The sequence below is a fragment of the Bacteroides sp. A1C1 genome (assembly GCF_004328515.1).
GTDB lineage: Bacteria > Bacteroidota > Bacteroidia > Bacteroidales > Bacteroidaceae > Bacteroides > Bacteroides uniformis.
In genome coordinates this window covers 1096475-1120515 of record NZ_CP036491.1, presented here as the reverse complement: position 1 = coordinate 1120515, position 24041 = coordinate 1096475, and the positions used below count along the sequence as shown (strand labels likewise).

The following is a 24041-nucleotide window of genomic DNA, read 5'->3' as shown; positions in this document are numbered from 1 at the left end:
TGGCATTCAGAATACGGCTGATTGTGACTATCGAACTAAATGTAAATGATTAATACCGACTTAATACCATGAATAGATTCTTGAAATTATTGTCCTTGTGTCTGTTCTTGACACTGACCGTTCCTTTGTGGGCTGTGATGAACGGAGTGGCGAATGAACCCGATTCAGTCTACCTCTTTTCCTACTCCCATGCCGACGGCAGTGGCGGTTTGAAACTAGCCTGGAGTCCCGATGGCAACCGATGGTTCAGTGTGGCAGACGGCAACTCCTTTGTCAACTCCGACTTCGGTCCCTGGGGGCTGGATCTGATAGAGTATGCCAATGGCGATGCGCGCCGCACCGTGTGGGGAGGAGGAACTGGGTGTGCCCATGGTAGACGAACACTATTACGTGGACTCGGGTTGGATGATTCACAACCAGGACTATTAGGGAAAGTAAGGATAAAGGATTAGGGATTAAGGATTAGAGATTAGAAACTCTGTGCTTTTGTGGCTCTGTGTTGAAATTAAAAATCCGTGTAATTCCGTGCTTGAAAACATAATAACTCAATACCTTAAAAGATATGAAGCAATTATTGACATTGGCATTTGTTGCAGCCATAGCCGGCAATGCATCGGCACAAAAGCAGCAGTCTTTGCATTCGGGTTATCCCATCGACCCGGTGCCTTTCACTTCGGTCAAGGTGACCGACAGTTTCTGGGGACAACGCTTGAAGGCAAACCGTGAGGTAACCATTCCGCTGGCTTTCGGCAAATGCGAGGAGACGGGACGCTATGAGAACTTTGTGAAAGCGGCTCATCCCAGTGACGAATATAAAGTGGAGGGCTTCTCCTTCGATGATACGGATGTCTATAAGACGATTGAAGGGGCAAGCTATTCCTTGCAGACTTACCCGGACAAGAAACTGGAAAAATATATCGACAGCGTGCTCGTCATCGTTGCCGCTGCCCAAGAGCCGGACGGATACCTCTATACGGCCCGCACGATGAACCCGAAACATCCGCACAACTGGTCGGGGCCGGAGCGCTGGTCGGAGGTGGAGAATCTGAGCCACGAGTTCTATAATCTGGGACACATGGTGGAAGGGGCTGTGGCCTATTACCAAGCTACTGGCAAGCGGAATTTTCTGGATATAGCCATCCGTTATGCCGATTGTGTATGCAAGAATATCGGCGAAGGTCCCGGACAGAAGCGTGTGATTCCCGGACACCAGATTGCTGAAATGGCATTGGTGCGCCTCTATATGGTGACGGGCGATAAGAAATACCTCGACCAGGCCAAGTTCTTCCTCGATGCACGCGGTACTACGGCGCGCAAGGATATCTATTTGCAGTCGCACAAGCCCGTGCTGGAGCAGGATGAGGCTGTGGGACATGCCGTGCGCGCAGGCTACATGTACTCGGGCATGGCTGACGTGGCCGCCATCACGGGCGACAGCTCTTATGTCCGTGCCATCGATCGCATTTGGGAGAACATTGTGGGCAAGAAGATATACATTACCGGTGGCATCGGTGCGCGCCATGAGGGTGAAGCCTTCGGCGACAACTATGAACTGCCCAACCTGACGGCCTATAACGAGACGTGCGCCGCCATCGGCAATGTTTATACCAACTACCGTCTGTTCCTGCTGCACGGTGATGCCAAATACTTCGACGTGCTGGAACGTACGCTCTACAACGGTCTGATTTCCGGTGTTTCGCTGGACGGCGGACGGTTCTTCTATCCCAATCCGCTGGCTTGCGACGGGAAGTACCGTTTCAATGCCGACCACACGATTACGCGCCAGCCGTGGTTCGGTTGCGCCTGCTGCCCCAGCAACATCAGCCGCTTCATCCCTTCGCTGCCGGGCTATGTCTATGCGGTGAAGGATGACAAGGTGTATGTCAATCTGTTCCTCTCCAACCGGGCCAAGCTGAAGGTGAACGGGAAGAATGTGGTGCTGGAGCAGGAAACCTCTTATCCCTGGAACGGTGATATCCGCTTGACAGTGGCAAAGGGCAACCAGCCGTTCGTCATGAATGTCCGTATTCCGGGCTGGGTACGCGGCAGTGTGCTACCGGGTGGCTTGTATTCGTATGCCGACGGAGAGGAGCTTGCCTACCGCGTGTCTGTCAACGGTCAGGAGGTGAAGGGAGCACTGCAGAAGGGTTACCTCAGCATCGACCGCCACTGGAAGAAAGGGGATGTAGTGGAAATTCATTTTGATATGCAGCCGCGTGTGGTGAAGGCCAATGACAAGGTTGCCGCCAACCGTGGCCGTGTGGCCATAGAGCATGGTCCGCTGGTGTATTGCGCCGAGTGGCCGGACAATGATTTCGATATCTCCACCCTGCTGCTGAACCGGCATCCGAAATTCCAAGTGGTGGAGCACCCCGACCTGCTGGGCGGTATCAACGAAATTACCACCCGTGCGCAAGCCTTGAGCTATGACGCCACGGGCCGCCTTGCCGCGAAGGATGTGAAGTTGACGTTGATTCCTTATTATGCTTGGGCGCATCGTGGTGAAGGCCGGATGGAAGTGTGGCTGCCGATAGAAGTGGGAGCCGCTTCGGCAGAACTGCAGGAATAAACTATGTATCTGTATCTAAAGATTTTATTATTTTTGTAAACTGTTTCCGTATTACTATAACATTTGACATTACTTATATGAAACAACTGATTACCACCCTTTTATTGTCTTGCGCCTTGGGTGCGCAGGCACAACATGTAATGACCGTTGACGTATCCCGGCCGACAGCCAAGATACAACCCACGATGTACGGCATCTTCTTCGAAGACATCAACTTCGGTGCCGACGGCGGACTCTACGCTGAACTGGTGAAGAACCGCTCCTTCGAGTTCCCGCAGCCCTTCGTTGGCTGGGTACCCTTTGGTAACGTCACGGTGCAGGACGCCGAGCCCTGCTTCGACCGCAATCCCCACTACGTGCGCATCGTCAACGACGGCCGTCGGCTGCGTGCCGGGCTCGACAACGAAGGTTTCCGTGGCATCGGCCTCAAGCAAGGCGAGGAATACCGTTTCACTGCCTATGCCCGCACTCCCGATGCCCGCCCCATGAAGCTCTCCGTTGAGTTGCTGAACTCCCGCGGCGAGAATCTGTTGACCAAGGAAATCGAAATCAGCGGCAACAGCTGGCGGAAGCAGACCGTCCTCCTCCGCTCCCCCTTCACCGATGCCCACTCGCGTCTGCGTGTGGTGTTGCTGACGGAGGGTACGGTGGACATGGACCACATCTCGCTCTTCCCCGTCAAGACCTGGAAGAACCGAGAGAACGGTCTGCGTGCCGACCTCGCCCAAGCGCTCTATGACCTCAACCCCGGCGTCTTCCGCTTCCCCGGCGGCTGCATCATCGAGGGCAACACCCTTGCCACCCGCTACCAGTGGAAGAACTCCGTGGGCCCGGTGGAGAACCGTCCGCTGAATGAGAACCGCTGGAACTACACCTTCAAGCACAAGGCCTTCCCCGACTATTTCCAAAGTCTGGGCCTGGGCTACTACGAATACTTCCTGCTGAGTGAGGATCTCGGAGCCGAACCGCTTCCCGTTCTCAGTTGCGGCCTCTCCTGCCAGTACGAGAGCAACGAAGTGGTGCCCCTCGACGAGCTCGACCTCTACGTGCAGGATGCCCTCGACCTTATCGAATTCGCCAATGGCCCCGCTACTTCCACCTGGGGAAAGCTGCGTGCCGAGATGGGACATCCGGAGCCGTTCCACCTCAAAATGATTGGCATCGGTAACGAACAGTGGGATAAGGTCTATACCGAGCGTCTGGAAGTCTTTACCAAAGCCATCCGCGCCCACTATCCCGACATCAAGATTGTTGGCTCCTCCGGCCCCAACGCCGATGGTGACAAGTTCGACTACCTCTGGTCCGAGATGAAACGCATCGGTGTGGACCTGGTGGACGAGCACTACTACATGGCCCCCGACTGGTTCTTTGCCAATGCCGCCCGCTATGACAGCTACGACCGCCGCGGCCCCAAAGTCTTTGCCGGCGAGTATGCCTCCCACGACCACCCCACGGGCAAGGCCAACAATTTCCTTGCCGCCCTCTCCGAAGCAGCCTTCATGACCGGGCTGGAGCGCAACGCCGACGTGGTGCACCTTGCCACCTACGCCCCGCTCTTTGCCCATGTGGATGCCTGGCAGTGGAATCCGGACCTTATCTGGTTCGACAACCTCCGCATGATGCGCACCCCGAACTATTACGTCCAGCAGATGTATGGAATGAATGCCGGTACCGACGTTCTCCGTCTGCAGATGGACGGCAAGCCGGTGGCTGGGCAAGACAGCCTCTATGCTACGGCCTCCCTCGATACCCCTACGGGAGAAATTATCCTGAAGCTGGTCAACGCAGGCAGTACCCCGGCCCAAGTGCAAGTTAACTTCAACGGTTTGAGGAAACGCCAACTCATCGGCGGTTCGTGCACGTATCTGCAGAACTGTGACTGGCGTACGGTGAATACCTTGGAACAAGAAACTCTCGTTCCCCGTATCCGCCCGGTGCAAGTCGGCGCGCAATCCCTCGACTTGGAGCTGCAGCCCCGTTCATTCAGCGTCTACCGCCTGCATTGACATCCCTTTCCGAAAGGTGGAGGGAGATGGCATACAGTTAGTTTTCCCTCCCCTTTCCGGGGCATGAGCCGTGGAAAATTGCTTCCGTGAGCAAATATTCATCCTTTTTGGGCCGATTCTCCTCTTGAAATAGCCCGATTCGCCTTATTTTTGTAACAGCATTCGGAGCATTCCCTATGCTGTTATTACTATTTTTAAACTAATCATCATGAAGAAACATCTTATTACCGGACTGTTTGCAGCCTTGGCCTTGTCTGCCAGCGCACAGTCTTTCAAAGAATGGCTCGACCCTGAGGTCAACGCCGTGAACCGTGCCCCCATGCACACCAACTACTTCGCCTACGAGTCGGCCGATGTCGCCACCCGGGGCTTGAAAGAACAATCGTCCCGTTTCATGACACTGAACGGCATCTGGAAGTTCTTCTGGGTGAAGGATGCCGATGCTCGCCCTACCGACTTCTGGCGTGTGGGCTACAATGACAAAGGTTGGAACGACATCCCCGTCCCCGGCGTGTGGGAACTGAACGGCTTTGGCGATCCTATCTATGTGAATATTGGCTACGCCTGGCGCAACCAGTTCCAGAACAACCCGCCGCAGGTGCCCGTCGAGAACAATCATGTAGGTTCTTACCGCCGTGAGATTACCGTGCCCGCCGACTGGAAGAATAAGGACATCATCGCCCATTTCGGCTCTGTCACCTCCAATATGTATCTGTGGGTGAACGGCCGTTATGTAGGTTATAGTGAAGACAGCAAGCTCGAAGCCGAATTCGACTTGACCCCTTACTTGAAGCCCGGCCAGAAGAATCTGATTGCCTTCCAGGTATTCCGCTGGTGCGACGGTACCTATCTCGAAGACCAGGACTTCTTCCGCTACAGCGGTGTAGGGCGTGATTGCTATCTCTATGCCCGCGACAAGAAACGCATCCAGGATATCCGCGTCACTCCCGACCTGGATGCCGACTACCGCAACGGTTCCTTGAGAGTGCAGCTCGATGTGAAGGGTGGCGGTAACGTCAGCCTTGAACTGCTGGACGCTGCCGGAAAGCAGGTGGCTACAGCTGCTGCCAAAGGCAGTGGCACTGCCCTGATAAATGTGGAGAATCCTCATAAATGGACGGCAGAAACACCCTACTTGTATACCCTGCGTGCCACCCTGCAAGGCAGCAGTGAAGTGATTCCCGTAAAGGTAGGTTTCCGCAAGATAGAACTGAAGGGAGAACAGATACTTGTCAACGGCCAACCCATCCTCTTCAAGGGCGCCAACCGTCATGAGATGGACCCGGACGGCGGTTATGTCATCTCTCGCGAACGTATGCTGCAGGACATCCAGGTGATGAAGCAGTTCAACTTGAACGCCGTGCGCACCTGCCATTATCCCGACAACAATCTTTGGTATGACCTTTGCGACCAGTACGGTATCTATGTAGTGGCAGAGGCGAATATCGAGTCTCATGGCATGGGCTACGGCGAGCAGACCCTTGCCAAGCGTGATGATTATAGAAAAGCGCACTTGGAACGCAACCAGCGCAACGTGCAGCGCAGTTTCAACCATCCCAGCATCATCTTCTGGTCGCTCGGCAACGAAGCCGGCTATGGTCCTAACTTCGAGGCCGCCTACGATTGGGTGAAAGCCGAAGACCCCAGTCGTGCCTGCCAGTACGAGCAAGCCGGTAAGACAGGCAAGACTGACATTTACTGCCCTATGTACTATGGTTATGAGGGCTGCCGGAAGTATTGTGAGGATGCCTCCATGACGAAACCTCTCATTCAGTGCGAATACGCTCACGCCATGGGCAATTCTGAAGGAGGCTTCAAGGAGTATTGGGATTTGGTTCGCAAGTATCCCAAATACCAAGGCGGCTTTATCTGGGATTTCGTTGACCAGTCTCCCCGTTGGACGGGCAAGAACAGCAAGATGATTTATGCCTACGGCGGCGACTTCAACCGCTTCGATGCCAGTGATGTGAACTTCTGCGATAACGGTCTTATCAGCCCCGACCGTGTGCCCAATCCTCACATGTACGAAGTGGGGCGTATCTATCAGGACATCTGGACTACTCCGGCCGACTTGGAGAACGGTGAAATCAATGTGTTCAACGAGTACTTTTTCCGCGACCTCTCTGCCTATTACATGGAGTGGGAGGTGCTGAAAGGCGGCAAGGCAATTCGTACCGGTCGCGTGGATAATCTGAATATAGCTCCTCGGCAGACAGCCAAGATTAAACTGGATTTGGGCAAGACCTGCCAATGTACCGAATGGCTGCTGAACGTTTCCTATAAGCTGAAGAACCGCGAGGGTCTGCTTCCCGCCGGCCATGTGGTGGCCAAGGACCAGCTGGCACTCAATCCCTACAAGGCTCCTTCCATGGAACTGAAGAACTGCGTGCAGAGCAATGTAGAGGTGGTGGCTCCCCAAGTGCAGGATAACGATTGGAAGTATCTCATCGTTTCAGGTGATGCGTTCCGGGTAGAAATCAACAAGCACAACGGTTACCTGACCAAGTACGAAGTGAACGGACAGAATATGATTAAGGACGGTGAGGCCTTGACGCCCAACTTCTGGCGTGCTCCGACCGACAATGATTTCGGTGCGGGCCTGCAACGCAAGTACATCGTTTGGAAGAATCCGGAAATCAAGTTGACTTCTTTCAACCAGCGTACGGAGAACAATCAGGTCATAGTAGAATCAGCTTACGATATGCCAGGTGTTTCCGCTAAGCTGGCCTTGACGTATGTCATCAACAATGCCGGTGCCATCAAGATAACCCAGAAGCTGATAGCCGACAAGAACGCCAAAGTTTCGAACATGTTCCGTTTCGGTTTGCAGATGCCCATGCCCCGCAGTTTCGAAACAGTCGAATACTACGGACGCGGTCCGGTTGAGAACTATAGCGACCGTAACCATTGCACAGATTTAGGCATCTATCGCCAGAGCGTGACAGAGCAGTTCTATCCTTATATCCGTCCGCAGGAAAACGGAACAAAGACCGATATCCGCTGGTGGAAGATGTTGAATCAGTCTGGCAGTGGCATTAAGATTGTGGCCGAAGCCCCCTTCTCCGCATCGGCCTTGCACTATACCATCGAGTCTTTGGACGAGGGTTTGGACAAGCAGCAGGGACACTCGCAAGAAGTGGAAGAGGCTGATTTGACTAATCTCTGTATCGACAAGGTACAAGCTGGTCTGGGTTGTGAGGACAGCTGGGGACGTATTGCGCGTCCGGAGTACCTGGTGCCATACGCTGATTATGAGTTTACGTTCATCCTTTCTCCCGTGCGCCACAGCATCGGAATAGAATAACATTTACTGCGTACTAAACCACTGGTTTCATAACACAGCAGCGGTCGCCCTCCCCATTGGAAAGGCGACCGCTTTGCTATTGATGCTTTGTTTGCTTTTGTATATTTCTTCGTTTATATCATGATACAACTTACCTTTTCCGGCAAATGCAATCTGTCAGATGATCGTTGATAAATCCCGAAGCTTGCAGATGGGCATAGCAGATGGTAGAGCCGAAGAACTTGAATCCCCGTTTTTTCATGTCTTTGCTCATGGTATCTGATTCGGGAGACGATACCGGAATCTCACTCAATGACTGGAAGTGGTTGATAATCGGTGTCCGATCGGGAAAGAAGGATAACGTGTAGTTGTAAAAGCTGCCGAATTCTTTCTGTATGGCAAGAAACAGCCGTGCATTGGTGATGGTCGACTTAATTTTCAGACGGTTTTTCACGATGCCGTCAAAATGCATCAGCCGTTCCACGTCTTCGTCAGTCATTTGCGCCACTTGTGAGGCATCGAAATTGCAAAAGGCTTTGCGGTAGCCTTCCCGCTTTTTGAGGATGGTTATCCAGCTCAGTCCGGCCTGGGCACTTTCCAATACAAGGAACTCGAATAGTGTCTTGTCGTCTGTTACCGGTTTTCCCCACTCTTCATCGTGGTATTTCACATACAGCTCGTCGGTTCCGCACCAGCCGCAACGTCCGTTTATAATGTCTTGCATAAGAGTTATTTTTGTAATGAGATGCTAAGATATTGTTTTCATTGTGAATAAACAAATCTATCTATTCAGAATGGACAGTTTCCATATTCTTTCTTACTTTTGCAAAAAGGTGGTTTGGCAAGAAGGACAAGATAACTCTTGCCAATCTCGGCAAGGCAGGCATCCAGACGGTATGTTACAACCTAATGCCGGTGATTGACTGGATTCGCACGGACTTGCAACATTCCTAGGAAGATGAGACATTTCCTATTCAAGCGTTTGCTGGCGCTATACAAAGGGATAGACTGGGAGGTTTTACGCGAAATATGCGTTATTTCTTGTCTGTCATCATGCAGGTGTGCGAAGAATATGGGATGAATATGTGATACACCCTAATGACCCTCCTTTTCAGATATTGTGGGCCGCGTATTGTGACAGACGAGGCGGATATTACCTCGATATTGAGGGCAGTGGACAATCCTCATAATGGCCTGACTTTTTATGCCGGTTCATTGGGTACCGGTGAACAGAATGATACCCGTGAACTGGCAAGGAAGTTTGCCAAGCGTACCCACTTTGTGCATTTGCGCAGTACGAAGGCAATGCCGGCTGTGGTAGACGATGAATTGTACGGAAAATCTGTTTGATTGATTTTTCGTGTAATCCATGTCTAAATAATCTATTAGCGTATGTAAGTCCGACTTAATAGTTGAAAGCCTTGGATTTTACGTAAACCTTGAAGTCTTTGATTCCACCCGGTACCTCGCTTTCCATTCTGGGTAGATATTGTATGCCGGTCAGGGTGCGGGTACTACCCAAGTCAATCACGACAGAATGCGGGTATGGAGTGTCTTTTGTTGTGCTCCAATAGGTTGATTCCTGGAGGTCGAAGATTTTGTCCGCAGAACAGTTGACGTGGGATACGTCTTCGCTGTCGGCATAATTGACAATCCAGGGTTCGCGTGACAGACGTTCCCCATTCTCATCCAGCAGATACATTTCGGCAATGCAAGCCAGGTCTTTTCCATCTTGTGCACTCAAGGCTTCCAGGCAGACATAACGTCCGGTGACGGGTTGGTCGAATTTGCGCTCCTGCCAACCGTTGCCGGGATTGAAGCTGCCGGAGAGGACGGGCTGCTCACCGGACAAGTCGAGATTTTCACCCTCATTGCGGTGTGTCAGCGGTTTGGTAACGAGTAGTTGGTCCAGCAATGGCTCGCTCAGTCCTTCGGACTTAACTTCTTTGGGACCGATGATGTCGAAGACAATCACTTCATTCTCGCCTTTCTTCAACCAGCATCCCGGGATGTAGAGGGGCTGTTGCGGGCCGATTTCCCAAATGCGTCCCATGGCGTGCCCGTTGACGTAGACAAGTCCCTTGCCCCAAGTCTCGAAGTTTAGGAATGTGTCGCTGGGCTTGTTCACCTTAAAGGTGGCACGGTAGCAACCCGGAATGTGTTGTCCTAACTCATCTTTCAGTGAGCCGATGGGCTGGAACTTCATGTTCTTATAGAAATCGTATGTATCTTCGAGATTATAGACTTCCCAATCCTTCAGGTTGCAGGTGAAAGGACGGCCGTCGATGTCTACGGTAAGTTCTACGCTTTGGGTGATACCCTTGAAGTCCTTGATGGCACGTCCAAAGTTGATGCGGCCCATGGCTTCTACCAGAATGTCGAGGCGTGCACCTTTGGGGCAGGCGGGGAATTCCAGTTGCTTTTCACCGTTGCGGCGGTCCAGTTTGCCGATGTATTTGCCATCTAGGAAAACTTGGGCATAATCGTGCGCATCGTTCACAGTGAGCAGGGACGGGGTTTTCATCTCGGGCAGTGTGGTGCGGTAGAGAATACTTCCGAATCCCTGGTTATATTCCTCCATGGTACGGATATTGCAGTCTTTCTTGGCAGCAGGAAGATTGTCGAACAAAGGAGCCATCTCTGTAAATTGGAAAGACGGAATACGGATGGGCTTGATTAAAGCGGGAACTTTAGCCTGCTTCTCGCCGTTCATGTATTTGGACAATGCTTTTCGCAATTCCCAGTATTTGGGAGTGGTCTGTCCCGATTCGCTGATGGGGCGTCGTAGTCGTAAGAGGTTACGTCAGGGGCGAATCCGGGTGAGTTGGCTCCTGCCCAGTGTCCCCAGTTGGTCCCTCCGTGGGTCATGTAGAGGCTGAAGGAGATGCCTTTGGACAACATCTCGTCAATGCCGGCAATCATGTCGGCAGCCGGACGGGTTTCGTGGTTGGCTCCCCACTTGTCGAACCAGCCGCTCCAGAATTCGGAGCACATCAGCGGGCTATCAGGACGGAGTTTCTTCAGCGGTGCAAACTGTTGGTCGATGTTGGCTCCTGTACCGAAGTTCATGGTCCATACCAGGTCGTGGAGTCCGTTCTTGGTGAAGTTGGACGCCCAGTCGCATTGAAACAGTGCTACGCCGGGGTAATTGGCGCGTACGATGTCGCGGATTTGCGATACGTAACTTTTGTCTTCCCCGTAGGAGCCGTATTCGTTCTCTACTTGTACCATGATGATGGGACCTCCGTTCTGTATGGTCATGTCGGCTACCTGCTCGGCAACGGCTTTTTCAAAGATGCCTACACGTTCTATGAAGTAAGGGTCGGATTCGCGCAGGCGTATGTCCTTCTTCTTGAGCAACCACCAGGGCAGTCCGCCCATTTCCCATTCGGCACAGACATAGGGCCCTGGGCGCAGGATGACATACATATCGTTCTGCTGGCACAAGCGGCAGAATTCTGCCAAGTCATTCTGCCCGGTGAAGTCGAATACACCCGGCTGAGACTCATGAGAGTTCCAGAAGACGTAGAGGCAGACTGTGTTCATGCCCAGTGCTTTGCACATTTTGATGCGTTGGTCCCAATAGGCCTTGGGGATGCGTGGATAGTGCAGTTCTGCGGCTTTGAGACAAACGGCTTGCCGTTCAATAGGAATGTTCCTTTGCCGGCAGAGAAGTCGCCTTGTCCTTCCCATTGGGTACGCGGGTCCCAGCTGTCGCGCCAGGGTATCGTGATTGTTCCGTCCTTGCCGAATTCAAGCGGGAGCCATACGTAGCGCGAGTCCTCAAGGTCTTTCTTTTTCCAGCGGTCGAACATGGCAATGTAGGCATTTCCTTTTCCGTATATTTGCTGCACGTAAGTGCTTTGTGCATAGAAGGTCTTGTCTGCATCAGGACCGGTACATGGATTGCCGATGGTAGTCCATTGCCCCATGATGGAGTCGGCTACAGCCAGCTCGGCAACATTGGGATCCCAGCCGGTACAACCGGAAGAGAGCATATAGTATTTGCCGTTATACTTGAATACGGCGGGTGCTTCGCGGCTTTGCTTCACGAAATTGCGTGTATAGCGACCAGTGGGCTTCAGGTAGTCATCCGTTAGCTCGCTTATATATAAGGTAGCGTTGTTTTCCGAAGAGTAGAACTGATATGCCTTGCCGTTATCATCAATGAACACTGTTTGGTCGCGGCTCATCGCACCGTTGGGACGGAAGCTGCCTACATAGGTGAATGTTCCGGTAGGAGAATCGCTGACCGCTACGCCGGCACATGCCTTACTGTAGTCAGCACTTTCCACATGCGCCCACATGACGAATTTCTTTGTCTTCTCGTTGTAAATCACTTTGGGACGTTCCAGCACCTTGCTGGGGTGCAGGTCGTGTTTCTCGTCGTCTTTCACGGCAGGAAGTACAATACCCTCGAACTTCCAGTTCAGCAGGTCTTTCGAAGAGTAGCAGCTGACACCGGTTACGTCGGTGCGGTAGCATTCCCACGTAGCCCATTCGGGCAGGATGGTTTCTCCTTTTTTGTATTCGCCATACCAATAGTAGGTTCCTTCGTGGTAAAGAAGGCCGCCGCCATGGGCGTTGATGGGATTGCCGTCGGTGTCTTTCCATACTTCCCCTGGTATGATTGCGGCATTTTTCGTTTGTGCTTTTGTTTTTGCAGATGGCAGGCAGCAAAGGCAGGCCAGCAATGCAAAACTCCAAATAATTTTCCTTTTCATTTAAGAATTCGGTATTAGATAATTAATAAATCGTTTATGTTTTGGGCAAAGATATGCGAAAGTTGAGAAATGGAGGGTATGTAAATGTGTCAAAAAGGAGAGATTAGAGCTATAATCTCTCCTTTTTGTGATGTTTTTCTGTCTTTTCTATTTGGTTTGCACTTGTTTCTTAAGTTATAGGTAGGGGGTATTGTGTTTTATAACATGCTTCCCGATGTTGCTTTTCTTTGAATTAATGCCTAATTTGCGCCTCACAAAAAGTTAACGGCATCATCGTATGTCAGGTTATTCACTTAAAATCTTAATATATCATGAAAGTATATCAGACGAATGAAATTAAGAACATTGCCCTCCTTGGCAATGACGGCTCGGGTAAAACCACTCTCACAGAAGCGCTGCTCTTTGAGAGTGGTATTATAAAACGTCGCGGCAGAATTACTGCCAAGAATACAGTCAGCGATTACTTCCCGGTGGAACAGGAATACGGTTATTCTGTGTTTTCCACCGTTTTCCATGTGGAGTGGAACGGTAAGAAACTGAATATCATTGACTGTCCGGGTAGTGATGACTTTGTAGGAGCTGCCATGACGGCGCTCAACGTTACTGATACTGCCATACTGCTGCTGAACGGACAATACGGTCCTGAGGTAGGTACGCAGAACCATTTCCGCTATACCGAGAAACTGGGCAAACCGGTTATTTTCCTGGTAAACCAGCTCGATAATGAAAAGTGCGATTATGACATGGTACTTGAGCAGTTGCAAACCATATACGGTCCGAAGGTGGTGCCCGTGCAATATCCGCTGGCTACCGGACCGAATTTTAATTCGTTGATTGATGTACTTTTGATGAAAAAATATTCGTGGGGACCCGAAGGTGGCGCTCCCACTATTGAAGAGATTCCGGCCGAAGAAATGGAAAAGGCTACAGAGATGCACAAGGCTTTGGTAGAAGCTGCAGCCGAACATGACGAAGGCCTTATGGAAAAATTCTTTGAGCAGGACTCTTTGACAGAAGACGAAATGCGCGAAGGTATCCGCAAGGGACTGGCTTCACGCGGTATGTTCCCAGTATTCTGTGTCTGTGCCGGTAAGGATATGGGTGTACGCCGTCTGATGGAATTCCTGGGTAATGTGGTGCCGTTTGTGGACGAAATGCCACCGGTGCACAATACACGCGGTGAGGTGGTGAAGCCGGATTCTGATGGACCGACTTCCTTGTATTTCTTCAAGACTGCCGTTGAACCGCATATCGGTGATGTCCAGTATTTCAAGGTTATGAGTGGCAAGGTGCACGAAGGTGATGACTTCACCAATGCAGACCGTGGTTCCAAAGAACGCATTGCGCAGATTTATGCTTGTGCCGGTGCCAACCGTATCAAGGTAGAGGAAATGGTAGCCGGTGACATCGGCTGTACGGTGAAACTGAAGGACGTACATACCGGTAATACATTGAACGGTAAGGGCTCTGAAAACCGTTTCAACTTCATTAAATATCCGAACTCCAAATATTCACGTGCTATCAAGCCGCTGAACGAGTCGGATACGGAAAAGATGATGGTTGCTTTGAACCGTATGCGCGAGGAAGACCCGACGTGGGTGATAGACCAGTCTAAAGAATTGCGTCAGACTATTGTACACGGGCAAGGTGAATTCCATTTGCGTACCTTGAAGTGGCGTCTGGAAAACAACGAGAAACTACAAGTCAAGTTTGAAGAACCGAGAATACCGTATCGTGAAACGATTACGAAAGCTGCCCGTGCGGATTATCGTCATAAGAAACAGTCGGGTGGTGCAGGCCAGTTCGGTGAGGTCCACCTGATTGTTGAGCCTTACTACGAAGGTATGCCGTTGCCCGAAACCTATAAATTCAATGGTCAGGAGTTCAAGATGAACGTCAAGGGTACCGAAGAAGTTCCATTGGAATGGGGTGGCAAGCTGGTATTTGTCAATAGTATTGTGGGTGGTTCCATTGACGCACGTTTCATGCCGGCCATCTTGAAGGGTATCATGTCACGTATGGAGCAGGGACCGTTGACCGGTTCGTATGCCCGTGATGTACGTGTCATCGTATATGACGGAAAGATGCACCCGGTTGACTCCAATGAAATTTCCTTTATGCTGGCAGGACGGAACGCGTTCAGCGAAGCGTTCAAGAATGCAGGCCCGAAGATTCTGGAACCCATTTATGACGTGGAGGTATTTGTTCCGTCGGACAAGATGGGTGATGTGATGGGTGACTTGCAGGGACGCCGTGCCATGATTATGGGTATGAGCAGCGAGGCCGGTTACGAAAAATTGAGTGCCAAAGTACCTTTGAAGGAAATGTCATCCTACTCTACGGCACTTAGTTCACTGACCGGTGGACGTGCTTCGTTCATCATGAAGTTTGCCAGCTATGAACTCGTCCCGAGTGATGTGCAGGATAAACTGATTAAGGAATTTGAGGCTAAGCAAGCTGAAGAATGACTTTCAGGAGTTGGTAGTTTGGCTGTTGTAACTACCGGCTGCTAATATAACAATTGTTAAAGCCGTTGTTACTTCATGGCAAGTAATGACGGCTTTTTTCATTAACGTAGATTAAGAACATGTGGAATTGTGAATTGAATGATTAATTTTTTATTAAATTTGCAAACCAAAGACTTGTGTTTTTGTTATAATGCTCATAATACAACCTAAAAAATGGTCTTCGGTTAATTTACGAGAACGTCCGGTTAAATCAGGTTAATTGGTTAGGAGTGTTAATTAGGGAGTGTTAATTTTGTGACTATGAAAAAGTCAACTATATGGATATTAGGTGTTGTTATGGGTCTTTCCTTCCTCAGTTTGCTGTATTTGCAGATTGGCTATATTGAGGAGATGGTGAAGATGCGTAACGGACAATTTGAGGAGGCGGTGAAACGTGCATTGATGGCTGCTTCGAAAGAGGCGGAGTCCGCGGAGGTTGTGCGTTGGCTGAATGAGGATATCTCCGAGGCGGAAAAGAAAGCATGGGAGCAATCGCAAAGCAGTAGCGGAGTGATGCGGACCCAGCGGTTTGTGATGACAGCTCCGGATGGCAGTGTCCGTTCTTCGGTGGAATTGAAGACTTTCAGCAATGAGCCTTCTGAATTGCCAAGAGCAATGATTTCACGCAAACATGGGGTAAAAACAATTCCCCAGACTTCACGCTCGCAGATAGAGATGCTTAAAAATCGCTATCTTTACCAGCGTGCATTGGTAGATGAGGTTGTGTTGCAGATGGTATATAATGCCAGTGACAAGCCGATTGAAGAGCGTGTTAATTTCAAAAGTCTGGACCAGTATCTTAAAGCTGGTCTGATAGAAAATGGTCTCGGTGATATGGACTATCATTTTAAGGTGATAGACCGGGAGGGTAGAGAAGTATACCGTTGTTCGGATTATAGCGATGTTGGGAGTGAAAGTTCTTATTCGCAGCCATTGTTTTTGAATGATCCGCCTGCCCGTATGAGTATCGTCAAGATACATTTTCCGGGAAAGAAGGATTATATCTTTGATTCGGTCAGGTTTATGATACCGTCGATGATATTTACTTTTGTACTGCTGGTGACGTTCATCTTTACGATTTACATCGTATTCCGCCAGAAAAAACTGACGGAGATGAAGAATGATTTCATCAACAATATGACGCATGAATTCAAAACACCGATTTCAACGATTTCGTTGGCGGCACAAATGTTGAAAGATCCGGCTGTGGGCAAGTCTCCGGCCATGTTCCAGCATATATCGGGTGTTATAAACGATGAGACGAAGCGTTTGAGATTCCAGGTTGAGAAAGTGCTTCAGATGTCAATGTTTGACCGCCAGAAGGCTACATTGAAGATGAAGGAACTGGATGCTAATGAACTGATAACAGGTGTTATCAATACGTTTACGCTGAAAGTGGAGCGTTATAATGGAAAGATTGAATCGGAGCTTGAAGCTACAGATCCCGTGATCTTTGCTGATGAGATGCATATCACTAATGTGATTTTCAACCTCATGGATAATGCGGTGAAGTATAAACGTCCGGATGCGGATTTGCAATTGACGGTGAAGACCTGGAATGAGCCGGGCAAACTGATGATTTCCATCCAAGATAACGGCATCGGCATCAAAAAGGAGAATTTGAAAAAGATATTCGAGAAGTTCTATCGCGTGCATACAGGTAATCTGCACGATGTGAAAGGCTTCGGCTTGGGACTGGCTTATGTGAAGAAGATTATCATGGATCATAAGGGAACTATCCGAGCAGAAAGTGAACTGAACGTAGGAACTAAATTTATTATTGCATTACCTTTATTAAAAAATTGATTGATATGGACGAGAAACTGCGTATTTTATTGTGCGAAGATGATGAAAATCTTGGCATGCTTTTGAGAGAATATTTACAGGCAAAAGGTTACGCCGCCGAGTTATATCCCGATGGAGAGGCAGGATACAAGGCTTTCCTGAAGAATAAATATGACTTGTGTGTATTTGATGTGATGATGCCGAAGAAAGACGGATTCACACTGGCGCAGGAAGTGCGTGCGGCCAACGCCGAAATTCCAATTATCTTCTTGACGGCAAAGACGTTGAAGGAAGATATTTTGGAAGGTTTCAAGATTGGTGCCGATGACTACATCACCAAGCCCTTCAGTATGGAAGAACTGACTTTCAGAATTGAAGCTATTCTAAGACGCGTTCGCGGAAAGAAGAACAAGGAGAGCAACATCTATAAGATTGGTAAGTTTACATTCGATACGCAGAAACAGATTCTGGCGACTGCTGAGAAGCAGACCAAACTGACCACCAAGGAATCTGAACTGCTGGGTTTGCTTTGTGCACATGCCAATGAAATCTTGCAGCGTGATTTTGCATTGAAGACTATCTGGATTGATGACAACTATTTCAATGCACGTAGTATGGATGTATATATCACGAAGTTGCGTAAGCATCTGAAAGAAGATGATTCAATTGAAATCATCAATATTCACGGAAAGGGATATAAACTGATTACTCCGGAGGCTGAGTCTTGATGAGACTTGGCTTGGGAGGAAGAGAAGAAGAGAAAATAAAGAAGGCGGTCTTGCATGTATATGCAAACCGCCTTCTTTATTTCTTTCCTTTTGATATTAGTCGGCAATTCTCTTGTTGATGACAATGTAGGAAATCAATCCCACTACAACCAAAACGGCAGAACTGCCCAAGATGGCATTGTTGTTAACATTGCCGGTAAAAGAACATGCAACCAGGATTACAGCTCCTATTACGACTAATATCAATCCCAGATTTTTTAATAAACCTTTCATGTGTGTGTATTTTAATTAGATTATTATATTCTTTCGTATTCTTGTCACAAAGAAAAGCATAATTCTTTAACAAGCGAAATTATTTTTGCAAAAAATCCATATTTTAATAAAGAATGGAGAATGAGGAATGAAAAATGAAGCTTCATCCCCTTTTTTCTCCTCCCTTAATCTCTAATCCTTAAGCCCTAATCCCTATATCTTAGTCCTTGGTATTGAAGAAAATCTTTCTCAGTACCTCCTGGCTCACACTGAGCTCTTCGATGGTGATGCCTTTCAAGGCTTCTTTGAGGGTCTGGTTGGCAATGACGCGCGCACGTTCTTCCAGTTCCTTGCCGTCCTTGGTCAAATGTATCAGATTGGTGCGGCGATCTTTCTTGTCCGATATGCGCACGACGAGATGCTGACGCTCCATATTGTCTATTAAGCGCGTCATGCTGGGCTTGTCTTTGAAAGTTGCATTACACAACTCTTGTTGTGTCACCCCGTCCTTTTCCCATAAGAAGATGAGGACAGTCCACTGTTCCGGAGTAATCTCCAGACCGTTCTGACGGAAGTTACGGAACAGTTTGCGGTTAATGGCAGCCGACACTTTGCCGTTCAGTATGGCAAAGATAAGGCGGATATCAAAGTTAAATTGCTCTATCATGAAATTATTGTTTAAACAACTTTGCAAAGATAAGGCAAGCTGAAGACAATTCCTATATCCCTATACAAAAAAACATTAAATGTTTGTAGTTCAAAATAAAATGTCTACCTTTGCACCGCATTTTTAAAACGAATAATTTATTTATTTAATTAAACGAGTATGAATCAATACGAAACCGTTTTCATTTTGACTCCCGTTTTGTCTGATGTTCAGATGAAGGAAGCGGTAGAGAAATTCAAAGGCATCCTTACTGCTGAAGGTGCTGAGATTGTAAATGAAGAAAACTGGGGACTGAAGAAGCTGGCATATCCTATCCAGAAGAAGTCAACCGGTTTCTATCAGCTGATTGAGTTCAATGCAGAACCTACTGTCATTGAAAAATTGGAAGTAAACTTCCGTCGTGACGAGCGCGTTATCCGTTTCTTGACTTTCAGACAAGACAAGTACGCTGCTGAATATGCTGCGAAGAGAAGAAGTGTTAAATCAACTAAAAAGGAGGATTAATCATGGCACAACAAGTTCAATCAGAAATCAGATATTTAACTCCACCCTCAGTAGACGTTAAGAAGAAAAAATACTGCCGTTTCAAGAAGAGCGGTATTAAGTATATTGACTACAAAGATCCTGAATTCTTGAAGAAATTCTTGAATGAGCAAGGTAAAATCCTTCCGCGTCGTATTACCGGTACTTCTTTGAAGTTCCAACGTCGTGTAGCTCAAGCTGTGAAGAGAGCACGTCACTTGGCGTTGCTGCCCTATGTAACTGACATGATGAAATAATAGGAGGAGGAAAGTATGGAAATTATATTGAAAGAAGACATCGTAAACTTGGGTTATAAGAACGACATCGTAACAGTAAAGTCTGGCTACGGTCGTAACTACCTCATCCCGACCGGTAAAGCTGTTATCGCTTCACCGGCTGCAAAGAAAATGTTGGCTGAAGAGTTGAAACAACGTGCTCACAAGCTGGAGAAAATCAAAAAGGATGCTGAAGAACTGGCTGCTAAGCTGGAAGGTGTATCATTGAAGATTGCTACTAAGGTTAGCTCCACTGGTACTATTTTCGGTTCTGTTGGTAACATCCAGATTGCTGAAGAGCTGGCTAAATTGGGTCACAATATCGATCGTAAGATTATCGTTGTGAAGGATGCTGTGAAAGAAGTTGGCAACTACAAGGCTATCGTTAAGTTGCACAAGGAAGTTTCTGTAGAAGTTCCTTTTGAGGTGGTTGCTGAAGAAGCATAAATAAGTACGCTATAAATAGAAAGCCCGATTTCTTTGTATAAGAAATGGGGCTTTTTGTTTGTTTGAATCGCAAATTGGCCACTATTTGTAGAACTCGTCAATGGCAGATGCCGTTTCATCAATCTGCTTGATAAATCTGTTGTACATACGGGTTGGACTGTTATGGGTGAAATATATCTGCTGAATTAACTGAATTCCTTCCGGAAATTTAAAGAAAAAAGTCCATTCTTCTGCTGTTGAGTAATCTGCATCATTGGTCAAGAATTTTTGTACCTCCGGTTTATTGATTAATTTATCAACCTTCTTTTGCTTTATTTCCATAAATGAATTAAAGGTTTCATAGGAGCCTTTTATTGCATTGTATGTTTTAATGATTTGAGTCGCAAGTTCCTTGTCTCTGATGGCAGACATGAGCGAGGACGTTTTAAGCATTTCCATTGCATCGTTAATGTAAATGAAGGTTTGTGTCTGAAAGGGTAAATTCCCATATTTCTCTAAAGAGTCGGGTGCTGCCTTTGCAATGTTTTCCTTGTGCTGAAGCAGATATGAAGCTCCTTGTTTTTCAAATTCTTCTCTTTCCATCATCTGTGTCATGTATCCCCGGTTGAGTAACATCTCATTTTTGACCAGTAATAGTGCATCCTTAAGTTCTTTCTGTTTTTTATGTTCTTCAATGAGGTTACTGCCGGCAAAGGTCAGTAAGATGCCTAATACAACTGCTGTGAAGTTACAGATAAAATCTCCCAATCGCCTTTTAACGGTGGGGCAGACAAAGATTTTTTTCAGCTTGTTTTTCATAAGTATGTGATTGAGATTTTATTGGTTGTATTCTTCATCAATGGCTGCAATGACTTTGTCTATTGCTTTCAAATGATTTTGGTAAATATCAGTACTTTGTATTTGGGGGATTTGCTGTATGAGAGCGACTCCTTCTGGATATTTGAAGTAGAAATTCCAATCAATATAGTTTGGTGGAATTCATTCTTTTTTTGACATCGGGGACTTTCATCAACTCTTCCAGGCAACGCTGTTTTATGTTGCCGTATGAATCGAAAGCGCTTTGGCTGTTCCTGACTATAGCGTAGGCGGTCAAAATTTGCACAGTCAGTTCTTTGTTTTTGATTTTGGGAATGAGGCCGGAAGCTTTGAGCATTTCCAATGCGTCGTACATTGCATTAAAAGAAATGCTTTGGAAGGGTAATCTATCATATTTTTGTAAAGAATCCGGGTCGGCCTCCTGTATTCTACCTTTGTATTCCAATAGATATAAGGCGCCTTTTTGTTCCAGTTCTACTAATTCTTTTATATATGCTATATCTTCACGGTTCGTTTGTAATTCACTTTTTACCAATAGTATGGATTCCTTCACTTCTTTTTGGGCATTGTGTTCTGTAATCCAGTCGCTTCCTGCAAAGGTGATGATAATACCCAATATGACAGCAAGAAAGTTACGGAAGAAGTCTCCAAATTTATATTCAGTGCTTATTTGTTTTGCTTTTTCTATCAGTTTTGTTTTCATGTTTTTTTGAACGTATGTTTTATCAAAGATAAAGGAAAAATGCAAATAACAAAGAAGGGGCATATCTTATTATTAAGATATGCCCTTGCTTATTGTCAGTCAATAATTTTTAGTTTCTTGGCAATGCTTCTTTTACTACCATCTGGCGGCCTACATATTCTGCTCCATTCAGTTTGTTGATTGCTTGTTGGGCTTCAGCAGCTTCGGGCATCTCCACGAAGGCAAAACCTTTTGATCTGTTTGTATTACGGTCCATAATCAGTTTTACTGATTCTACTGTTCCATACTCTTCCATTACTTGTCTCAAATCTGATTCCCTAACGTTGTAGCTAAGGTTTCCAATGTACATATTCATAAAATACAAAAATAAAAAATTAATAATTCAATAAAGGAGTCTTAGGAAGTTGTAGTCAGAAATGAAAATTCTCAATGTGGTTAATCGAGGAGAGACATAATGAAACGCAGATCGTAATAAACCTCTTATTGTTTTGTTGATGCAAAGTAACGTTTTTTATTTGGTATATGCACTATACTTTATCATTTATCTGCCATATTATACCCTTTTTTGTGAAATAAGACCAGGACTTAACAATTGGAAGGGAAAAGAATGAGAGGATAGGGCATAAAAAAAGTCTGGTGTGCTTGTATGCACGTCAGACTTTCAATTCTCTCGAGTGTTGTACTGAAATTATTCAGCTACAACAGCTGCGCTATCTACTGCTACAGTGTCAGCTGCTGCTGCGGCTGCTGCTGCTTCAGCTGCTGCTGCTTCTACAGCTGCGATTGAGTCAGCGATACGGATAGAATCTGCAGTTGCTTGTTCAGCGTTAGCTGCTTTGTTGCCACAAGATGCGAAAGATACTGCTACGATAGCTGCAGCCATCAAAACTAATTTTTTCATTTTCTTTACTTTTAAAACGTAATACAATCAATTGCTTTATTAAAACGTTGCAAAGGTATGTACTTTTTGAATATGTTGTTCTCGAAACCCCAACTTTTTTTATATTTTTTTTGGAGCTTCGGCTGTTTTTATCCCTATCTATATGTTCTACAACATATTAATCTTCGGCAATGCTATTGTATAAGTATCTTTTGATACTTCTTTTGGGCGTTTTCTCAAATTCTGTCGGATAAAGTTGGATTTGGCTTACCTTTTCGTAGGTTGCCACGCTGTTATTCAGATTTTTGAGATTCTCATCCATAATAGTTTTGAGATTGTCCGGCTGGTTCAACCCTAAAGAATCCAGGGCTTCATAGTCGGCATACACCAATGCTACCAGTTTTTTGTTCCGTTCGATGATAAGGCTTTCCAGGACGAAAGGCATGTTATTGAGCCGCGCTTCTATTTCTTCGGGGAAGATATTCTGTCCGCTGGAACTGAGAATCATGGTCTTGCTGCGTCCGCGGATATAGAGGTTGTTGTTCTCGTCCAGTGTGCCTAGGTCGCCGGTGCGGAGCCATCCGTCTTCGGTGAAGACTTCTTTGGTGGCTTCCGGATTTTTATAATAGCCGGTCATCACGTTCTCGCCGCGTACTTGTATTTCGCCGAGTTTGTCGTCGGGGTTTTCCTTGTAGATACGGGCTTCCATGATGTCGAGTACCCGTCCGGAGGAAGTCGGGACGAATTCATTCCAGGGAGCGTAACTGATGAGAGGGGCACATTCAGTCATGCCGTAGCCGATGGTGAAGGGGAACTTGATGCGGTGGAAGAATTCTTCCACTTCCGGGTTCATGGCCGCGCCTCCTATGATGACTTCCTTGAAACGTCCGCCCAGTGCGTCAATCAGTTTCTTGCGGATTTGCCCGTATATCTGTCCGTCGAGCAAGGGAATGCTAAGCGCCCATTTCATGGTCTTTTTGTTGATGATGGGCTGTATGACATTCTTGTATATCTTTTCAATGACAAGGGGGACGGTGATAATCAGGTTGGGTTTCACTTCCTCGAAAGCTTTCATCAGAATCTTTGGGGAAGGCACTTTTCCCAACAGTGTGACGTGTGTGCCGACGGCCGTGGCGGTAAGGAAATCGAATGCGCAGCCGTATGCATGTGCCAAAGGCAGGAAAGAGAGCACTTTGTCCCCTTTCTTCAACAGCTCGGTACGTATGCCGAAGGTGACGTTGCCGGCCAGGTTGTTTCCCGTCAGCATGACGCCCTTACTGAATCCGGTGGTGCCCGAGGTATAATTCAGCAGCATGACCTTGTCGTTGGAAAGGTCCGTGTAAACGATGTCTTCCTTACGGAATCCGTTCGGGTAGGTCGCTTCCATTTCATCGCCCAGATGCTTGAGGAAACGCTGGATGGTTTCGCCGTCCCGCTGATACAGACAGCGGAAGTCGCTCAGCGAGAACACACCGCGAATTCCGGTAAGCCGTTCTTCTTCCAGATGTTCCCAAATGGCATCGCTGGTGAAGAGGAACGTCGATTCGGAGTGGTTTACGATATGATGGACATCATTGGGGTTGAAGTCTTGCAGAATGGGGACTACGATACCGCCGTAGGTGATGGTGGCCATATAGGCGATGCACCAGCGGGCATTGTTCTTGCCGATGACGGCTATCTTGTCGCCGCGGCGCAGTTGGCAGTACTTGAAAATAAGGTGCAGTCTGGCTATTTCTTGTGCCACTTCGCCATAAGTATAGCTCTCGTTTTCTCCATAGTTGGTATAGCAGGGGAGGTCCCAATTCCCGCGGAAACTATGCTCGTATAGTTTGATAAAGTTCTCTTGTATCATTGCACAAATTTTAGTTGAGTGTGCA

Annotated in this window: 17 protein-coding genes and 4 pseudogenes; 12 read left to right on the top strand and 9 right to left on the bottom strand. The window is 47.6% G+C overall.

The genetic code is table 11. The annotated features are described in order from the left end of the window. Window positions 1–68 precede the first annotated feature (68 nt). From EYA81_RS04840 to EYA81_RS04825, 4 genes and pseudogenes are all read left to right on the top strand, one after another. Window positions 69–299 (top strand): annotated as a pseudogene (locus tag EYA81_RS04840) (hypothetical protein); the annotation flags it as partial. 263 nt (window positions 300–562) lie between these two features. Further along, window positions 563–2569, top strand: a complete 2007-nt coding sequence (locus EYA81_RS04835) for a glycoside hydrolase family 127 protein (protein WP_117966729.1) — start codon at window positions 563–565, stop codon at window positions 2567–2569. A gap of 77 nt (window positions 2570–2646) precedes the next feature. Next, a complete protein-coding gene (locus EYA81_RS04830; RefSeq protein WP_131226411.1) occupies window positions 2647–4575 on the top strand; it encodes an alpha-L-arabinofuranosidase C-terminal domain-containing protein in 1929 nt (642 codons plus the stop codon). Between the two features lie 208 nt (window positions 4576–4783). Next, window positions 4784–7879 (top strand): glycoside hydrolase family 2 TIM barrel-domain containing protein, encoded by a 3096-nt coding sequence (locus EYA81_RS04825; protein WP_117966734.1) that lies wholly within the window; start codon window positions 4784–4786, stop codon window positions 7877–7879. 130 nt (window positions 7880–8009) lie between these two features. Here EYA81_RS04825 and EYA81_RS04820 read toward each other — a convergent pair whose 3' ends face one another. Beyond that, complete coding sequence (locus tag EYA81_RS04820) at window positions 8010–8582, bottom strand: DNA-3-methyladenine glycosylase I (RefSeq protein ID WP_117599977.1); 573 nt, start codon at window positions 8580–8582, stop codon at window positions 8010–8012. A gap of 128 nt (window positions 8583–8710) precedes the next feature. On the opposite strand from EYA81_RS04820, the pseudogene EYA81_RS19890 reads away from it, so the two are divergent. Together EYA81_RS19890 and EYA81_RS04815 are read left to right on the top strand one after the other, a co-directional pair. Continuing rightward, window positions 8711–8810: pseudogene (locus EYA81_RS19890) on the top strand (mannonate dehydratase); the annotation flags it as partial. A gap of 18 nt (window positions 8811–8828) precedes the next feature. Further along, window positions 8829–9169 (top strand): annotated as a pseudogene (locus EYA81_RS04815) (mannonate dehydratase); the annotation flags it as partial. Window positions 9170–9263: 94 nt separating this feature from the next. On the opposite strand, the pseudogene EYA81_RS19885 reads toward EYA81_RS04815, so the two are convergent. Further along, window positions 9264–12582: pseudogene (locus EYA81_RS19885) on the bottom strand (beta-galactosidase). Between the two features lie 311 nt (window positions 12583–12893). On the opposite strand from EYA81_RS19885, the gene EYA81_RS04805 reads away from it, so the two are divergent. The 3 genes from EYA81_RS04805 (at window position 12894) to EYA81_RS04795 (ending at window position 17602) form a co-directional block, all read left to right on the top strand. Then, entirely contained in the window at window positions 12894–15050 is a 2157-nt protein-coding gene (locus EYA81_RS04805; protein ID WP_117966737.1) for a translation factor GTPase family protein, read from the top strand. A 300-nt stretch (window positions 15051–15350) separates the two neighbouring features. Next, the gene (locus EYA81_RS04800) at window positions 15351–16895 is read left to right on the top strand and encodes a sensor histidine kinase KdpD (RefSeq protein WP_117599979.1); all 1545 of its coding nucleotides are present in this window, start codon (window positions 15351–15353) and stop codon (window positions 16893–16895) included. 5 nt (window positions 16896–16900) lie between these two features. Next, complete coding sequence (locus EYA81_RS04795; protein WP_005830176.1) at window positions 16901–17602, top strand: response regulator transcription factor; 702 nt, start codon at window positions 16901–16903, stop codon at window positions 17600–17602. A gap of 96 nt (window positions 17603–17698) precedes the next feature. On the opposite strand, the gene EYA81_RS19160 is transcribed toward EYA81_RS04795, so the two are convergent. Together EYA81_RS19160 and EYA81_RS04790 are read right to left on the bottom strand one after the other, a co-directional pair. Continuing rightward, window positions 17699–17875, bottom strand: a complete 177-nt coding sequence (locus EYA81_RS19160) for a hypothetical protein (RefSeq protein ID WP_165491355.1) — start codon at window positions 17873–17875, stop codon at window positions 17699–17701. Between the two features lie 199 nt (window positions 17876–18074). Beyond that, window positions 18075–18521 carry a MarR family winged helix-turn-helix transcriptional regulator gene (locus EYA81_RS04790; RefSeq protein WP_131225414.1) on the bottom strand — a complete coding sequence of 149 codons (447 nt, stop codon included), beginning with the start codon at window positions 18519–18521 and terminating at the stop codon, window positions 18075–18077. A 159-nt stretch (window positions 18522–18680) separates the two neighbouring features. Here EYA81_RS04790 and rpsF point away from each other — a divergent pair, with 159 nt between their 5' ends. From rpsF to rplI, 3 genes are read left to right on the top strand one after another with little or no spacing between them, the layout of a single operon-like run. After that, window positions 18681–19025 carry a 30S ribosomal protein S6 gene (gene rpsF, locus EYA81_RS04785; RefSeq protein ID WP_131225413.1) on the top strand — a complete coding sequence of 115 codons (345 nt, stop codon included), beginning with the start codon at window positions 18681–18683 and terminating at the stop codon, window positions 19023–19025. A 2-nt stretch (window positions 19026–19027) separates the two neighbouring features. Next, window positions 19028–19300 carry a 30S ribosomal protein S18 gene (rpsR, locus tag EYA81_RS04780; RefSeq protein ID WP_004288442.1) on the top strand — a complete coding sequence of 91 codons (273 nt, stop codon included), beginning with the start codon at window positions 19028–19030 and terminating at the stop codon, window positions 19298–19300. Window positions 19301–19315: 15 nt separating this feature from the next. Beyond that, window positions 19316–19765: a 50S ribosomal protein L9 gene (gene rplI / locus EYA81_RS04775; RefSeq protein WP_025832525.1), complete on the top strand. Its 450-nt coding sequence runs from the start codon at window positions 19316–19318 to the stop codon at window positions 19763–19765. Between the two features lie 81 nt (window positions 19766–19846). Here the strand turns inward: rplI and EYA81_RS04770 are convergent, their stop codons facing one another. The 5 genes from EYA81_RS04770 to EYA81_RS04750 form a co-directional block, all read right to left on the bottom strand. Next, the gene (locus EYA81_RS04770; protein WP_131225412.1) at window positions 19847–20563 is read right to left on the bottom strand and encodes a hypothetical protein; all 717 of its coding nucleotides are present in this window, start codon (window positions 20561–20563) and stop codon (window positions 19847–19849) included. A gap of 160 nt (window positions 20564–20723) precedes the next feature. Then, window positions 20724–21284 carry a hypothetical protein gene (locus tag EYA81_RS04765; RefSeq protein ID WP_131225411.1) on the bottom strand — a complete coding sequence of 187 codons (561 nt, stop codon included), beginning with the start codon at window positions 21282–21284 and terminating at the stop codon, window positions 20724–20726. A 109-nt stretch (window positions 21285–21393) separates the two neighbouring features. After that, window positions 21394–21639 (bottom strand): RNA-binding protein, encoded by a 246-nt coding sequence (locus EYA81_RS04760; protein ID WP_005830186.1) that lies wholly within the window; start codon window positions 21637–21639, stop codon window positions 21394–21396. Between the two features lie 333 nt (window positions 21640–21972). Continuing rightward, a complete protein-coding gene (locus tag EYA81_RS04755; RefSeq protein WP_005833237.1) occupies window positions 21973–22185 on the bottom strand; it encodes a hypothetical protein in 213 nt (70 codons plus the stop codon). Between the two features lie 157 nt (window positions 22186–22342). Next, window positions 22343–24016: a long-chain fatty acid--CoA ligase gene (locus EYA81_RS04750; RefSeq protein ID WP_131225410.1), complete on the bottom strand. Its 1674-nt coding sequence runs from the start codon at window positions 24014–24016 to the stop codon at window positions 22343–22345. Window positions 24017–24041: the final 25 nt, after the last annotated feature.

What these genes read in the sequence shown, in the direction of transcription:
- EYA81_RS04835 (WP_117966729.1), top strand. Translation starts at nt 563, where the DNA reads ATGAAGCAATTATTGACATTGGCATTTGTTGCAGCCATAGCCGGCAAT.
- EYA81_RS04830 (WP_131226411.1), top strand. Translation starts at nt 2,647, where the DNA reads ATGAAACAACTGATTACCACCCTTTTATTGTCTTGCGCCTTGGGTGCG.
- EYA81_RS04825 (WP_117966734.1), top strand. Translation starts at nt 4,784, where the DNA reads ATGAAGAAACATCTTATTACCGGACTGTTTGCAGCCTTGGCCTTGTCT.
- EYA81_RS04820 (WP_117599977.1), bottom strand. Translation starts at nt 8,582, where the DNA reads ATGCAAGACATTATAAACGGACGTTGCGGCTGGTGCGGAACCGACGAG.
- EYA81_RS04805 (WP_117966737.1), top strand. Translation starts at nt 12,894, where the DNA reads ATGAAAGTATATCAGACGAATGAAATTAAGAACATTGCCCTCCTTGGC.
- EYA81_RS04800 (WP_117599979.1), top strand. Translation starts at nt 15,351, where the DNA reads ATGAAAAAGTCAACTATATGGATATTAGGTGTTGTTATGGGTCTTTCC.
- EYA81_RS04795 (WP_005830176.1), top strand. Translation starts at nt 16,901, where the DNA reads ATGGACGAGAAACTGCGTATTTTATTGTGCGAAGATGATGAAAATCTT.
- EYA81_RS19160 (WP_165491355.1), bottom strand. Translation starts at nt 17,875, where the DNA reads ATGAAAGGTTTATTAAAAAATCTGGGATTGATATTAGTCGTAATAGGA.
- EYA81_RS04790 (WP_131225414.1), bottom strand. Translation starts at nt 18,521, where the DNA reads ATGATAGAGCAATTTAACTTTGATATCCGCCTTATCTTTGCCATACTG.
- rpsF (WP_131225413.1), top strand. Translation starts at nt 18,681, where the DNA reads ATGAATCAATACGAAACCGTTTTCATTTTGACTCCCGTTTTGTCTGAT.
- rpsR (WP_004288442.1), top strand. Translation starts at nt 19,028, where the DNA reads ATGGCACAACAAGTTCAATCAGAAATCAGATATTTAACTCCACCCTCA.
- rplI (WP_025832525.1), top strand. Translation starts at nt 19,316, where the DNA reads ATGGAAATTATATTGAAAGAAGACATCGTAAACTTGGGTTATAAGAAC.
- EYA81_RS04770 (WP_131225412.1), bottom strand. Translation starts at nt 20,563, where the DNA reads ATGAAAAACAAGCTGAAAAAAATCTTTGTCTGCCCCACCGTTAAAAGG.
- EYA81_RS04765 (WP_131225411.1), bottom strand. Translation starts at nt 21,284, where the DNA reads ATGAAAACAAAACTGATAGAAAAAGCAAAACAAATAAGCACTGAATAT.
- EYA81_RS04760 (WP_005830186.1), bottom strand. Translation starts at nt 21,639, where the DNA reads ATGAATATGTACATTGGAAACCTTAGCTACAACGTTAGGGAATCAGAT.
- EYA81_RS04755 (WP_005833237.1), bottom strand. Translation starts at nt 22,185, where the DNA reads ATGAAAAAATTAGTTTTGATGGCTGCAGCTATCGTAGCAGTATCTTTC.
- EYA81_RS04750 (WP_131225410.1), bottom strand. Translation starts at nt 24,016, where the DNA reads ATGATACAAGAGAACTTTATCAAACTATACGAGCATAGTTTCCGCGGG.